The sequence below is a fragment of the Rhodococcus sp. OK519 genome, assembly GCF_003051005.1.
Lineage (GTDB): Bacteria > Actinomycetota > Actinomycetes > Mycobacteriales > Mycobacteriaceae > Prescottella.
In genome coordinates, this window is sequence record NZ_QAOW01000005.1 from 273,843 (window position 1) to 287,204 (window position 13,362).

Consider the following 13,362-nt stretch of genomic DNA (forward strand, 5'->3'; position numbering starts at 1 on the left):
GCGGAGATCGGCCGGGAGACTCGCGAGAAGGAGTCGGGGCGGAAAGGTCAGCTGGCGTATGCGCGCAGACGATCGGCGCGCTCACCCTGGCGGAGCTTGCCCATCACCTCGCGCTCGATCTGACGCACGCGCTCGCGGGAGAGTCCGAACAGCTTGCCGATCTGGTCGAGCGTGCGCGGCTGGCCGTCGTCGAGGCCGTAGCGCAAGCGGATCACTTGCTGCTCGCGCTCGTCGAGCGTGCCCAGGACGCTGCGGACGTCACTGTGGAGCAGTCCCGCGATGACGGCATTCTCGGCGGAGGTGGCCTCGGAATCCTCGATGAAGTCGCCGAGCGGGGCCTCCTCGTCGTTGCCGACGGGCATGTCGAGGCTCACCGGATCGCGGCTGTGATCGAGCAGGTCCGCGATCTTGTGCTCGGGGATGCCGGACTCCTGCGACAGCTCCTCGTCGGTGGCCTCACGGCCCAGCTGCTGGTGGAGTTCGCGCTTGATCCGGGCAAGCTTGTTGACCTGCTCCACGAGGTGGACGGGGAGCCGAATCGTGCGGCTCTGATCCGCCATGCCGCGGGTGATGGCCTGACGGATCCACCACGTGGCGTACGTCGAGAACTTGAAGCCCTTCGCATAGTCGAACTTCTCCATCGCGCGGATCAGCCCGAGGTTGCCCTCCTGGATGAGGTCGAGCAGCGGCATACCGCGTCCGGTGTAGCGCTTCGCGAGAGAGACCACCAGGCGCAGGTTCGCCTCGAGGAGGTGGCGCCGCGCGGCCTCCCCGTCGCGCACGATGGTGGCGAGGTCGCGCTTCTTGACCGCCGTGAGCCGCTTCTTGGTCTCGAGGACATGCGCGGCATACAGCCCCGCCTCGATCCGCCGCGCCAGATCGACCTCGTCCGCAGCGGTGAGCAGTGCCGTGCGGCCGATCCCGTTCAGGTAGACGCGAACGAGATCTGCCGCCGGGCTCTGGCTGTCCAGATCGGAACCGGTGGCGCGGGGTCGAGTGGTGCTGGGGCTTGTCATGACGTGCCTCCTCATCGGGGTGTCTCATATGGCTCAACGCTCCGACCGCCCGGGAAAGTTCCCGATACGATTCGTCGTAGCCGCCCCTGACCTGCAGGTATCGCGGTGGTCCCCTGAGAAGTTCCTGAGAAGGTACGCGCCCGGGAACGCGCGTCAGGCGGGTTCGATCAACCCGTGACGCACCAGAGAATGCACCAGCGGTATCGCGGTGGCGGTCAGCGACTCCTCGTCCTCGTCGTGCGCGAAGGCAAGCAGCGTGACGAGTTCTTCCAACGCCAGACCGTCGCCCCGCATTCCCGCGAGCAGCGCTGCTGCCAGGTCGTCGACCTCGTGCTGCCACTGCGGTCCGTTCCCGCGGTGCACGCGCGCGACCACCTGGCGCCAGCCGTCGTCGCCGGGCAGATACACCCGTTCGAGGGCGGTATCGGGGCGGACCGCGAACCGCGCCTCCATCACATCGTGCTCGCGCAGCCACGCGAGACGCTCGAAATAGGCGAGCGCTTCGTCGCCCAGTGGATCGCTGAAGCCGTGCCGCAGGTCCTCGCACAGGATGTCCGACCGCGAATCCGTCCGCCGCAGGTACACGAACCCGAAACCGACACCCTCCACCTCGGCCTCCTCGAGATGGTCGAGCCACGCCTCCGCGCGCGCCTGCACGGCGGGATCGCGCGGATCGCCGCCGCCGTCGCGCAGCCACGTCCCGACGTACAGGGCGGGGTCGGCGACGTCCCGCTGCACGATCCACGCGTCGATGCCGTGCGCCGGCAGCCAGGACGCCACCCGGTGGCGCCAGTCCTCGCCGTCGACGTGCAGCCACGACGCGAGCATCGCTGCCGTGCCGCCGGGCGCGAGGTGATCGGTGGCGCGCGAGATCATCAGTTCGCTCGCGCCGTCGAGATCCAGACCAGAGTCGCGGTAGCTGTTGACCACTCGCGCCTCGCTCACGACGAACGGGGGGTTCGCGACGATCTGGTCGAACATCCGGCCCTCCACCGGGTCGAACCACGAACCCTCGACGATCTCGAACTCGAGGCCGTTGAGCGCCGCGGTCGCCGCCGTCAGGTCGAGTGCCCGCACGTTGATGTCGGTTGCGGTCACGGTGCCCGCGTAGTCGGCGGCACGCAGCGCCTGGATGCCGCACCCGGCGCCCACGTCGAGGACGGTGCCGACCGGTCGCGTCGGTGTGCCCTGCAGCAGGGACAGGGAGGCGTGCCCGACCCCGATGACATGGTCGTCGGCGGTCTTCCTCGGACGCATCGAGCCGTCCAGGTCCGCCAGCACCCAGCGGTTGCCCGTTCCCAGATCCAGGGGGCGCAGATCGAGTTCCGCGCGCACGACGTCCCCGTCTCGCGACAGCAGTCCGGCGGCGACGGCGTCGTCGAGGGCGAGCGGACTCAGGGCGGCGGAAACGGAGGCCGAGTCGCAGTCGTCACCGAGCAGGAAGAGCCGCACCAACTGCCCGAGGTCGCCGCCGCCCTCCGTCGCACGGCGGACCGGCACCGGTTCGTGGCGATCGAGGGCCGCGTGGGCCTCCGGGCCGAGGAGATCGAGGATCGCGTCGGTGTCGAACGCGGCGCGCGTGAGCGCTTCGCGCAGTGGCGCACAGACGGACAGCAAAAGATCACGGGTCACGCGAGTATTGTCGCAGCCCACCGAGACAGGCCGGACGTCGCGCAGATCACCCCTCGGTCGCGCAGATCACCCCTCGATGGTGCGATGCGTCCGAGACTCGAGCGCGCGTGCCTCGTCGCGGTGGTCGTACCGGCTCGGCTCGTCCTTGCTCCGCGGGGGCCTGTCGTTCGCGATGAGGACCGCGATCCAGGGGAGCGGAACGGACAGGGCGATGATGCCCACCGAAATCCAGGGGTTCCCGAACATGCCGTAGGCGATGGCCGCGAGGATCAGCGCCGGAATCCGGAACGACATGATCGTCAGGTACTTCCGGACGCGCGCCCGGTGTTGATCCTCGATGGACTGCGCAGCCTCGGTGATCAGTGCCGGGTGGCGGGGCGTACCACTCTCGGCGGACTCGCCGGACCCCGATGTACTTGCCATGGCTTCCACTGTTCCACTCTCGCGCGGCGATTGCACATGCGGTTGCGGCATTATTGACACGTGAGCACATTGACGAAGGAACGTCCCGACACCACCACCGAAGAGACGACCGACGACGACACCCCGAAGTTCTTCCACTATGTGAAGAAGAACAAGATCGCCGAGAGTGCGGTCATGGGTACGCACGTGGTCGCGCTGTGTGGCGAGGTGTTTCCGGTCACCAAGTCCGCCAAGCCGGGCTCCCCGGTGTGCCCGGAATGCAAGAAGGTCTACGAGGGGTTGCGCAAGGGCGACTGATTCGCCTCACCCTCGGTGGATGCGTCGCGCGGCGGCGCATCCACATCCTCGCTGTCCCCGTCGCCGTCGGACTCCTCCCGATCGGACGTGAAGCGGATCGGTCCGGTCGCGATCCGACGCGTGATCGCGGTCACCGGCCCGGAGTCCTCCGATTCGTCGATCGCCGCCTGTGTGGCGATCCAGTCCCGGACCTGTTCCATGCGGGTGGCGCGCGCGGGCCAGAACTCCTGGATGGTCGCGTTGAACTCGGCGCCCAGGACGATCGCGAAGCCGAGGAAGAACGTGAACAGCAGGAACGCGATCGGGGTTGCCAGCGCACCGTACGTGTAGCCGGTTCCGGTGACCCATGTCAGGTACCAGCGCAACACGGCGCTGGCCGCCATGAAGAACACCCCGGCCAGCAGCGCCCCACCGAGCAGTCGGTGCCACGGCAGTGACCTGGGCAGCGCCACCTTGTAGAGCGTCGTGAGCCCGACGATCAGCAACAGCCCGACCGCGGGGTAGTAGAACGCGTCCACCATCTCGGACCCGAACGTGTGCCACGACTCCGGAAGCACCCGGCCGATCATCGTCGGTCCGAGCGCGACGAGGGGGAGGGTGAAGACCGCGAGCACCAGGAACCCCACGTACAGCAGCAGCGCGAACACTCGCTGCCACACGGGATGACGGGCGTCCTTCTGGCCGTGCGCCTCGACGATGGAGTCGACGAACGTCGAGATCGCGGATGATCCTGCCCACAGCGACAGCAGGAAACCCGCCGAGATGATCTCCGGCCGACCGCGTCCGAGGACGTCGGTGACGGTGGGTTCGATGATCTGGTCCACCACGTTCTCGCTGAACGCGCTGTGACTGAAGGTGATGATCTTCGACTGGATGATCTGGACGGTGTTGGGGCCGAACCAGCCGCCGACATAACCGAGGCTGCCGAGCAGGCCCAGGAGCAGCGGCGGCAGGGAGAGGGTCTGCCAGAACGCCGCCGTCGCCGACTTGCCGAAGATCGAGTCGTTCCATGCTTTGGCTGCCGTCCGGCCGATCACCTGCGCACACCGATGCAGTGGTCGGTGCTTCTTCGCTGCCGGCGTCTCGCTCATGATGCTTCCAGGATTCCTGACGACGCGCCGAGATGCCCGGTGGGGTGCGGCCGTGTCGCGAACGATTCTGCCACCGGGGTGTTCGGGCACCGCTTCGGACGCCGCCACGGCTGATGCTGAAACGGTCGGTGGCTGCCGCTAGGCTCCTCGGGGGTCGTTGCCGGAGATCGGGGCTCCGAGACCGTGCCGTGGCAGCAGCCGTGACCCCTGTCAGCGAAGCGAGGAGTGGGAACAACTGTGCGAAGCCCATGGCGAGGTGCGATGTGAGCGCTGAACCAGGAACTGTCGAAACTGCACCCACTCCCACCGGCTCTCTTCGAGCGTGGCAGCGGCGCGCCCTCACCAAGTACCTGGCCACCAGGCCGCGGGACTTCCTCGCGGTCGCGACGCCGGGTGCCGGAAAGACCACGTTCGCGCTGCGAGTGGCATCCGAACTGCTGCGGGACAGGACCGTCGACCAGATCACGGTCGTGGCGCCCACCGAGCACCTCAAGCACCAGTGGGCGGAGGCTGCGGCTCGCATCGGCATCGCGCTCGACTCGAACTTCACGAACTCGACCGGACAGACGTCGTCGGACTACCACGGTGTCGTCGTGACGTACGCGCAGGTCGCGTCGCATCCGTTCAAGCATCACGCCCGGACCGCGGCACACCGGACCCTGGTGGTCCTCGACGAGATCCACCACGGCGGCGACGCCAAGAGTTGGGGTGAGGCGATCCGGGACGCGTACGGCGATGCGACACGCCGCCTCGCCCTCACGGGAACGCCGTTCCGCAGTGACGACAGCGCGATCCCGTTCGTGACATACGAGCCCGACAACGAGGGCCACCAGCGTTCGAAGGCCGACCACACGTACGGCTACTCCGATGCGCTCGCGGACGGTGTCGTCCGGCCCGTCGTGTTCCTCGCCTACTCGGGTGAAGCCCGCTGGCGGAACAGCGCGGGCGAGGAGTTCGCGGCCCGTCTCGGCGAGCCGCTCAATGCCGAGCAGACTGCGCGCGCGTGGCGCACCGCCCTCGACCCTGCCGGGGACTGGATCCCGTCGGTGCTGACCGCCGCGAACACGCGGCTCGGTCAGTTGCGGGCAGGCGGCATGCCCGACGCCGGCGGTCTGGTCATCGCGACCGACCAGACGGTGGCGCGTGCCTACGCCAAGCAGCTGGAGGTGATCACCGGCGAGGCGCCGGCCGTGATCCTGTCCGACGATCCCACCGCCTCCAAGCGGATTGCGGAGTTCGGTAAGAGCACCCAGCCGTGGATGGTCGCGGTGCGCATGGTGTCCGAGGGCGTGGACGTGCCCCGGCTCGCCGTCGGCGTCTACGCCACCAGCGCGTCGACCCCGTTGTTCTTCGCACAGGCCATCGGCCGATTCGTGCGCTCGCGTGTGAAGGGCGAGACGGCAAGCGTGTTCCTGCCGTCCGTCCCCGTCCTGCTCGACCTCGCGAGCCAGCTCGAGGCGCAGCGCGACCACGTCCTCGGCAAGCCGCACCGGGAGAAGGACGGCCTCGACGACGAACTGCTCGCGGACGCGAACAAGCAGAAGGACGAGCTCGGCGAGGAGGAGAAGGCGTTCACCTCGCTCGGCGCCGACGCCGAGCTCGACCAGGTGATCTACGACGGATCCTCGTTCGGGACGGCCACGTTCTCCGGATCCGACGAGGAAGCCGACTACCTCGGTCTGCCGGGTCTGCTCGACGCCGACCAGATGCGCGCACTACTGCGGCAGCGTCAACAGACTCAGATCGACAAGCCCGCAGCGGTCGTCGAGGCCGCGGTCCCGCCACCGGTCCCGCAGGTCGCGGAGCGGGTGGCCTCGGCGGGTCAGTTGGCCAATCTGCGCCGCGAACTGAACTCGCTCGTCGCCATGCACCACCACCGGACCGGCAAGCCGCACGGCATCATCCACGGCGAACTGCGTCGCGCTTGTGGTGGCCCGCCGACGGCCATCGCGACGGTGGATCAGCTCACCGATCGGATCGCGACGCTGCGGCAGTGGTAATCGAGCAGGTGGCGGATTAGGTGACCGAAACGCCGAAGCGGGCGACCACCATCGGTGGTCGCCCGCTTCGGGAACTGGGGACGGACGGGGCCCGCCCGGAGGGCTGACGCGTCAGATCGTGGCCGCGGCGGTTTCAGAATCGCTCACGATAGTGGCGTTCATCTCGCGAAGACGATCCGCGTGCTCGTTGGCGTGATGCTGGCAGAAGAGAAGCTCTGCTCCGCTCACGAGCACGGCGCGCACGCGTGCTCCAGCGCTGCACCGGTCGCACCGGTCGGCAGCGGTCAACGGGGGGCTGGTCAGTGTTCCGGGCATGACTCCTCCGAACTGGCTGTGGGCTCGCGCCCGCCGCCTGGGGTCTTCCGCCGCGCCGGGGGTGACGCGGTAGGTCCACTCTGTCAGACGTTCGACCTGACCGGGTTGTTCCCGAATCGGCCTCGGTGTGTCCTCCCTAACAGCACCCGCTCTGAACTCGCACGATGCGCCCAGGCAGGATGAGGGTGTTCGCTCACAGCAGACATTTGTCCTGGATGTCCGGGGCCTGTGCCGAAGGGAACCGTACATGTCGAACACCGAAACCGGGCGGGTACCAGGTCTTGTCCACCTGTGTTCGCGGGCCGAATGGGAGGAGCTGCGGCGCATCGGCAGCCGGACCCCACCGGGTTTCGACGCCGACGGTTTCGTCCATCTCTCGACGCCCGCCCAGGTCCACCTCCCCGCGAATCGCCTTTTCGCGGGGCGCCTGGATCTCGTGTTGCTCCATCTCGATCCGACGCGACTCGGTGCCGAGGTCCGCTGGGAACCGGGCGTGCCTTCTGATCCGACGTCGATGCGGTTCCCGCATCTGTACGGCCCGTTGCCGTCGGCGGCCGTGGTCGAGGTCGTCGATTACCGGCCCGGCGCCGACGGGATGTTTCCACCCGCGCACTGACAGCGGTGAGGCTCGACGGCGGCTCGCCGAGCGGGGGCGTGGCTCACCGACCGGACAGAGCGCTACCGTTTAGCCATGAACGTCGAAGTGACGCCGCTCCCCGGCATCGGTGTCCGCAAGGACTTTGCACTCGCGACGGGTCGGCGCATCGGAGTGGTCACCCATCGTGACGGGCGCACCGATCTGATCGTCTCGAAGGTCGACGACCCGGATGCGTGCATGGCCTCGATCCCGCTGGAGTCCGAGGAGGCCTCGGTTCTGGCGAATCTCCTCGGGGCACCACAGCTGGTCGCGCAACTGCGTGAGGAACACCGGGACCTACCCGGGATCAGTACCCGTCAGTTGCCGATCGTCGAGAACTCCCCGTGGGACGGCCGCACGCTTGGCGAGACCGCGATGCGCACGCGGACCGGTGTGTCGGTCGTGGCCGTCATGCGTGCCGGCCAGGTCGCACCGTCGCCCAATCCGGACTTCACCTTCACGGAGGGGGATCTCCTCGTCGCGGTCGGCACGCAGGAGGGCCTCGACCACGCCGCCAAAATCCTTGCGCACGGCTGATTCCGGCACGATCGACGCACGATGACCGGCACAGCACTGGCACTCGTCGAACTCGGCGCCGTCTTCTTTGCACTCGGCGTCCTCGGGCGCCTCGCCGGTCGTATCGGCATGTCCCCGATCCCGCTCTACCTGCTCGGTGGTCTGTGCTTCGGGCAGGGCGGTTTCATCCGGCTGGGCGACATCGGCGACTTCAGTCATCTGGCGAGCGAGATCGGCGTCGTGCTGCTCCTGCTCCTGCTCGGCCTGGAGTACACGGCGTCCGAACTCGTGACCGGACTGCGGCGATCGTGGTTCGCGGGCATCGTCGACATGCTGCTCAACGCAGGTCCCGGCGCGGTGATGGCGTTGATGCTGGGATGGGGTCCCGTCGGGGCGCTCGTGCTCGGCGGCGTCACCTACATCTCGTCGTCGGGCATCATCGCCAAGGTGCTCGGCGACCTCGGTCGCCTCGGTAACCGCGAAACCCCGGTGATCCTGTCGATCCTGGTGTTCGAGGACCTCGCGATGGCGGTCTATCTGCCCATCCTCACGGCGGTGCTGGCCGGGGTGAGCTTCCTCGGCGGTCTGCAAGCGGTCGGCATCTCCTTCGCGGTCATCACGGTGGTGCTCGTCGTCGCGCTCCGCTACGGCCACGTCGTCTCGGCCGTGGTCGACAGCTCGGATCGTGAAGTGTTCCTGCTGAAGTTGCTCGGGGCGGCATTGCTGGTGGCGGGTCTGGCATCGTCGCTGCAGGTGTCTGCCGCCGTCGGGGCCTTCCTGCTGGGCATCGCGATCTCGGGTTCCACCGCGCGCAACGCGGCCCGACTGCTCGAGCCGTTGCGAGATCTGTTCGCCGCCATGTTCTTCGTCGTGTTCGGCCTCAACACCGATCCCACGGCGATTCCCCCGGTCCTGTTGCCCGCGCTGGCGCTCGCCCTCGTGACGACCGCGACCAAGGTCCTCACCGGGTGGTGGGCGGCCGGACGTCAGGGAATCGGTGTCATGGGCCGGGCCCGCGCCGGCGCGGCGCTGATCGCCCGCGGAGAATTCTCGATCGTCATTGCCGGCCTCGCCGTCTCCGCCGGTGCCGTCGAGGGCGACCTCGCGGCACTCGCGACGGCCTACGTCCTGTTGATGGCCGTCTTCGGTCCGGTGGGCGCGCGTATCGCCGAACCCGTCGTGCGGATGCTGCAGCGCTCCCGACCAAATGAGGAAGGGGCCCCGAAGGACCCCTTCCTCACAAGCTGACGTACCGGGCGATACCTAGTCCAGGTAGTCGCGCAGCACCTGCGACCGCGACGGGTGGCGCAGCTTCGACATCGTCTTCGACTCGATCTGACGGATACGCTCGCGCGTGACGCCGTAGACCTGACCGATCTCGTCTAAAGTCCGCGGCTGGCCGTCGGTGAGACCGAACCGCAGGCGCACGACGCCGGCCTCACGCTCGGAAAGCGTCTCGAGCACCGACTGCAGCTGGTCCTGCAGCAGCGTGAAGCTGACCGCGTCGACCGCGACGACCGCCTCGGAGTCCTCGATGAAGTCGCCCAGCTGGCTGTCGCCCTCGTCGCCGATGGTCTGGTCGAGCGAGATGGGCTCACGCGCGTACTGCTGGATCTCCAGCACCTTCTCGGGCGTGATGTCCATTTCCTTCGCGAGTTCCTCCGGAGTGGGCTCACGGCCCAGATCCTGGAGCAGCTCACGCTGGATGCGGCCCAGCTTGTTGATGACCTCGACCATGTGCACCGGGATACGGATGGTGCGGGCCTGGTCGGCCATCGCGCGGGTGATCGCCTGACGGATCCACCACGTCGCGTACGTCGAGAACTTGTAGCCCTTGGTGTAGTCGAACTTCTCGACCGCGCGGATCAGACCGAGGTTGCCTTCCTGGATGAGATCCAGGAACGCCATGCCACGGCCCGTGTAGCGCTTGGCGAGCGAGACGACCAGTCGAAGGTTGGCCTCGAGCAGGTGGTTCTTCGCGCGGTTACCGTCGCGCGTGATCCAGTTGAGGTTGCGTCGATCGGTGGGGGAGGGCTTCTCGCCCTTCTCCACCATCTCGTTCATCTTGTGCGTCGCGAACAGGCCGGCCTCGATGCGCTTGGCGAGTTCGACCTCCTCCTCGGCGTTGAGGAGCGCAACCTTGCCGATCTGCTTGAGGTAGGCGCGCACCGAGTCCGCGGAGGCGGTGAGCTCGGCGTCCTTGCGGGCCTGACGGAGCGCCTCGGACTCTTCCTCGTCCCAGACGAAGTCGCCGGACGCCTTGTCCTTCTCGGTGGGCTCGGCGGTCTCTTCCTCGTCCTCTTCGACGACGACCTCCTCGACCTCTTCCTCGACGAGTTCGCCGTCGGCAACCTCGAGATCGGCGATATCGACATCTTCCTCATCGCCGATGTCGTCGCCCTTGGCGGCCTTCGTGGTCGCCTTCTTGGTGGTCTTCTTGGCGGCCGTCTTCTTGGCGGCGGCCTTCTTCGCGGGCGCCTTCTTGGCGGCGGCCTTCTTTGCCGGCGCCTTCTTGGCGGCGGCCTTCTTCGCGGGAGCCTTGTTGGCGGCGGGCGCGCTACCGGTAGTGGCCTCGGCAGTGGAAGCAGTGGTCGCAGATTCGGGTGTTGAATCTGCGGTCTGACGCGTATCGGTGGCTGCCACGTACGCCCTTTCGTGACGGTGTCGTGCGGCGTCACGCCAGAGTGGATTCCGGCGGAGAGGTCTGTCGGGTTTCGCCGACTCACAGTCGGCCGCCATCCATTGTAACGACAGCTCGGGAATTGTTACGGAGCGATGCCGGTTTCCCGCTCGTTCGGCGAGGCGTTCCCGGTGGCCAGAGCGGCGCCGACGATCCCGGCAGTGTTGAGAAGAGCAGCGGGAACGACCGGAGTTCTGTTCTCCAGGCGGGGAATCCACTTGTCGTGCTTGCGGCTGATGCCGCCGCCGGCGATGAACAAGTCCGGCCACAACAGGTCCTCGAAGCGGCGCAGGACGCGTGTCACCTCGGCAGCCCACTCCTTGTACGACAGGCCCTTGTCCTCCTTGATCGACGACGCGGCCCGGTGCTCGGCCTCCTTGCCGTCGACCTCCAGGTGGCCGAGCTCCGTGTTGGGAAGCAGCACGCCGTGGTGCAGGATTGCCGACCCGATGCCCGTGCCGAACGTCAGGAGCACGACGACTCCGTCGACGTCCTTGCCGGCCCCGAACCGGTCCTCCGCGAGTCCTGCCGCGTCGGCATCGTTGAGGACCACGACGCCTCGGCCGCCCAGCGCGGCAGCGAACAGGGCGCGTGCGTCGGTGCCGATCCACGACGGGTCGATGTTGGCGGCGGTGCGTGCGATGCCGGCGGTCACGACGCTCGGCAGGGTGATCCCCACCGGCCCGTCCCATCCGGCGCGCGCGACGATCTCCGTGACCGTGGCCGCGACAGCCTCGGGCGTCGCCGGATGTGGTGTGTCGATCTTGATGCGCTCCTCGACCAATTCACCGGTCGTCAGGTCGACAAGGGCTCCCTTGATGCCGCTGCCCCCGACATCGACGCCGAACCCGCGTGCGCCCACCATCGTCTCCCTCCGTCGAGATGACCCTGTGCGTCGAAACAGTAGTTGCTTCGGGGGCATTCGGCCGGGGGATACCGGTGGTGAGGTGGAGCGGGGGTGTGGTGCGATACACACATGCGTCGCACCGACAGTCCCACCAGTTCGTCCGATCCGACTCCGGCCTCCGTCGCGCCCGCGGACCTGCGCCGCGTCGCGGTCACGATCGCCGAGGCCGCCGCGGAGCATGTTCGGTCGCGCCGACCGGAGGTGTTCGGCGTGATGGGCGCCGAACTGCGCGCCGACGACGGGCAGTCGGTCCGGGCCAAGAGCACACCGACGGACCCGGTCACCGTCGTCGATACCGAGGCTGAACAGTTGATCCGTGCACGCTTGTCCGAGCTACGCCCGCACGACGCCATCCTCGGGGAGGAGGGCGGTGGCGCGCACGGCGTGGCGGGCATCCGCTGGGTGGTCGATCCGATCGACGGGACGGTGAACTTCCTCTACGGGATCCCCGCCTACTCGGTTTCCGTCGCTGCCCAGATCGACGGGGTCTCGGTCGCGGGTGCCGTCGTGGACGTCGCTGCGCGTGTCACCTACTCGGCGGCGGCGGGCGACGGAGCCCGCTTCGTCGACTCGAGTTCCCCGGACGGGGTCGTCGAGGGCGCGTTGTCGTGCAACCCCATCACCGACGCGTCGTCCACGCTGCTGGCTACCGGGTTCGGCTATGACGCGGAGCGACGCCGTGCCCAGGGACGCCTGATCGGCGAACTGCTCCCGCACGTGCGGGACATCCGACGGGTCGGGTCGGCGGCACTCGACCTCTGCATGGTGGCCTCCGGGCGGGTCGACGCCCACTTCGAGCACGGCCTGAACCCGTGGGACTGGGCGGCAGGCGCCCTCATCGCGATCGAGGCGGGTGCGCGAGTCCACGTGCCGGGACCGGACGTTCGCGGGGCCTCCGGCGAGGTGGTGGTCGCGATGGCGCCCGGCATCGCCGACGATCTGGACGCCGTCATGCGGTCGGTCGGGGTCTACACGCCGATCCCGTGACCGCGGCTGTCGTGGTCGGTCAGCAGCGGGCCGTCCGCGCCGCGTCGAGCAGTCCGCTGTCCAACGGGGCGGGTTCGGCTCCGGCGACCGGATCCTTGAGCGACTTGAGGACCTCGTCCGCGTCGGCGCTCGGTGCGATGTCCTTCGAGTACGTGCCCAGCGCGAAGTCGACGGTCTCGTCGGACCGGCCGTCCTGGATCAGTTCGGCGCAAGGCGCGACCAGCCACAGCGCACTTGCGGCGGCCACACCCTGCTCACCGAAGCGGATCTGGCCGTAGCACTGGAGCGTCTGGTCCACGTAGACCGGATCGTTGCCCGCCTGGACGTCGGGGGCGCTGGCGAAGCCGTACTCGCCGAGCTGGGCGGCGACGTGAGCGGCCTGGCCGCGTTCGCCGCTCGCGTTGAACACCCGCACCTGGGTCGAGGAGAGGGCGGCAGGGGGGACGTCGAGCAGGGTGCTGCGTGCCACCTTCTCGCCGAGTGGCTGGGGTGCGGGTGCGTCCGCGGATTTCGGCATCACCGGTGGGTTGCAGTCCACGGTGGTCGCGTACACCTCGGGTTCGGTGAGGATGCGGACCCACATCCCGCCGCCGATCAGGGCGAGCACCGAGATGAGGGCGATCGCGGGCAGCAGGCGCCGCCGCCGGAATCGTCGACCCTGATCGTCGGTCGAACTGCCTTCGGTGATCAGGGAAACCACGGTGTCTGTCGACCTCTCCGTAGACGAACGCGGATTCGGTGGTCCGCAAATGGAATCGATGTGGTCCCGGCCACGATCTGCGGACCGTCGTGGAACCCCAGATCACTGTAGATCCCTGCCTCGTCACCGTCCTGTACATGGCCCGTGCAGGAATGTCTCGG

At 68.1% G+C, this 13,362-nt stretch carries 14 protein-coding genes; 6 read left to right on the plus strand and 8 right to left on the minus strand.

Annotated elements, in window-relative coordinates:
• Positions 1–47: 47 nt before the first annotated feature.
• The 3 genes from C8K36_RS15725 to C8K36_RS15735 form a co-directional block, all read right to left on the minus strand.
• Positions 48–1,016 (minus strand): sigma-70 family RNA polymerase sigma factor, encoded by a 969-nt coding sequence (locus C8K36_RS15725; RefSeq protein WP_107985441.1) that lies wholly within the window; start codon positions 1,014–1,016, stop codon positions 48–50.
• A 153-nt stretch (positions 1,017–1,169) separates the two neighbouring features.
• Entirely contained in the window at positions 1,170–2,648 is a 1,479-nt protein-coding gene (locus tag C8K36_RS15730) for a DUF7059 domain-containing protein (protein WP_107985442.1), read from the minus strand.
• 66 nt (positions 2,649–2,714) lie between these two features.
• Entirely contained in the window at positions 2,715–3,071 is a 357-nt protein-coding gene (locus tag C8K36_RS15735; protein ID WP_107985443.1) for a DUF3099 domain-containing protein, read from the minus strand.
• 60 nt (positions 3,072–3,131) lie between these two features.
• On the opposite strand from C8K36_RS15735, the gene C8K36_RS15740 reads away from it, so the two are divergent.
• Positions 3,132–3,368 (plus strand): DUF3039 domain-containing protein, encoded by a 237-nt coding sequence (locus C8K36_RS15740; RefSeq protein ID WP_107985444.1) that lies wholly within the window; start codon positions 3,132–3,134, stop codon positions 3,366–3,368.
• On the opposite strand, the gene C8K36_RS15745 is transcribed toward C8K36_RS15740, so the two are convergent.
• Positions 3,341–4,459 (minus strand): YihY/virulence factor BrkB family protein, encoded by a 1,119-nt coding sequence (locus tag C8K36_RS15745; protein WP_107985445.1) that lies wholly within the window; start codon positions 4,457–4,459, stop codon positions 3,341–3,343. The genes C8K36_RS15740 and C8K36_RS15745 overlap by 28 nt on opposite strands.
• 248 nt (positions 4,460–4,707) lie before the next feature.
• On the opposite strand from C8K36_RS15745, the gene C8K36_RS15750 reads away from it, so the two are divergent.
• Positions 4,708–6,459: a DEAD/DEAH box helicase gene (locus tag C8K36_RS15750; RefSeq protein WP_258195435.1), complete on the plus strand. Its 1,752-nt coding sequence runs from the start codon at positions 4,708–4,710 to the stop codon at positions 6,457–6,459.
• 111 nt (positions 6,460–6,570) lie between these two features.
• Here C8K36_RS15750 and C8K36_RS15755 read toward each other — a convergent pair whose 3' ends face one another.
• Positions 6,571–6,774, minus strand: coding sequence for a DUF7455 domain-containing protein (locus C8K36_RS15755; RefSeq protein WP_107985447.1), 204 nt, complete (start codon positions 6,772–6,774; stop codon positions 6,571–6,573).
• A gap of 247 nt (positions 6,775–7,021) precedes the next feature.
• Here C8K36_RS15755 and C8K36_RS15760 point away from each other — a divergent pair, with 247 nt between their 5' ends.
• From C8K36_RS15760 to C8K36_RS15770, 3 genes are all read left to right on the plus strand, one after another.
• Positions 7,022–7,390: a DUF952 domain-containing protein gene (locus C8K36_RS15760; RefSeq protein ID WP_107985448.1), complete on the plus strand. Its 369-nt coding sequence runs from the start codon at positions 7,022–7,024 to the stop codon at positions 7,388–7,390.
• A 75-nt stretch (positions 7,391–7,465) separates the two neighbouring features.
• Entirely contained in the window at positions 7,466–7,948 is a 483-nt protein-coding gene (locus tag C8K36_RS15765) for a cation:proton antiporter regulatory subunit (RefSeq protein ID WP_107985449.1), read from the plus strand.
• A gap of 21 nt (positions 7,949–7,969) precedes the next feature.
• Positions 7,970–9,175: a cation:proton antiporter gene (locus C8K36_RS15770; protein ID WP_107985450.1), complete on the plus strand. Its 1,206-nt coding sequence runs from the start codon at positions 7,970–7,972 to the stop codon at positions 9,173–9,175.
• 15 nt (positions 9,176–9,190) lie between these two features.
• Here the strand turns inward: C8K36_RS15770 and C8K36_RS15775 are convergent, their stop codons facing one another.
• Both C8K36_RS15775 and ppgK read right to left on the minus strand, forming a co-directional pair.
• Positions 9,191–10,570, minus strand: coding sequence for an RNA polymerase sigma factor (locus tag C8K36_RS15775; protein WP_420910898.1), 1,380 nt, complete (start codon positions 10,568–10,570; stop codon positions 9,191–9,193).
• Between the two features lie 122 nt (positions 10,571–10,692).
• Entirely contained in the window at positions 10,693–11,469 is a 777-nt protein-coding gene (gene ppgK / locus C8K36_RS15780) for a polyphosphate--glucose phosphotransferase (protein ID WP_219910013.1), read from the minus strand.
• Positions 11,470–11,583: 114 nt separating this feature from the next.
• Here ppgK and C8K36_RS15785 point away from each other — a divergent pair, with 114 nt between their 5' ends.
• A complete protein-coding gene (locus C8K36_RS15785) occupies positions 11,584–12,501 on the plus strand; it encodes an inositol monophosphatase family protein (RefSeq protein WP_107985453.1) in 918 nt (305 codons plus the stop codon).
• Between the two features lie 19 nt (positions 12,502–12,520).
• Here C8K36_RS15785 and cei read toward each other — a convergent pair whose 3' ends face one another.
• Complete coding sequence (cei, locus tag C8K36_RS15790) at positions 12,521–13,201, minus strand: envelope integrity protein Cei (protein ID WP_107985454.1); 681 nt, start codon at positions 13,199–13,201, stop codon at positions 12,521–12,523.
• Between the last annotated feature and the right edge of the window lie 161 nt (positions 13,202–13,362).

Bases quoted from the DNA above. Each gene is read 5' to 3' on its own strand.
- C8K36_RS15725 (WP_107985441.1), bottom strand. From the start codon at position 1,016: ATGACAAGCCCCAGCACCACTCGACCCCGCGCCACCGGTTCCGATCTG.
- C8K36_RS15735 (WP_107985443.1), bottom strand. From the start codon at position 3,071: ATGGCAAGTACATCGGGGTCCGGCGAGTCCGCCGAGAGTGGTACGCCC.
- C8K36_RS15745 (WP_107985445.1), bottom strand. From the start codon at position 4,459: ATGAGCGAGACGCCGGCAGCGAAGAAGCACCGACCACTGCATCGGTGT.
- C8K36_RS15750 (WP_258195435.1), top strand. From the start codon at position 4,708: ATGGCGAGGTGCGATGTGAGCGCTGAACCAGGAACTGTCGAAACTGCA.
- C8K36_RS15755 (WP_107985447.1), bottom strand. From the start codon at position 6,774: ATGCCCGGAACACTGACCAGCCCCCCGTTGACCGCTGCCGACCGGTGC.
- C8K36_RS15760 (WP_107985448.1), top strand. From the start codon at position 7,022: ATGTCGAACACCGAAACCGGGCGGGTACCAGGTCTTGTCCACCTGTGT.
- C8K36_RS15765 (WP_107985449.1), top strand. From the start codon at position 7,466: ATGAACGTCGAAGTGACGCCGCTCCCCGGCATCGGTGTCCGCAAGGAC.
- C8K36_RS15770 (WP_107985450.1), top strand. From the start codon at position 7,970: ATGACCGGCACAGCACTGGCACTCGTCGAACTCGGCGCCGTCTTCTTT.
- C8K36_RS15785 (WP_107985453.1), top strand. From the start codon at position 11,584: ATGCGTCGCACCGACAGTCCCACCAGTTCGTCCGATCCGACTCCGGCC.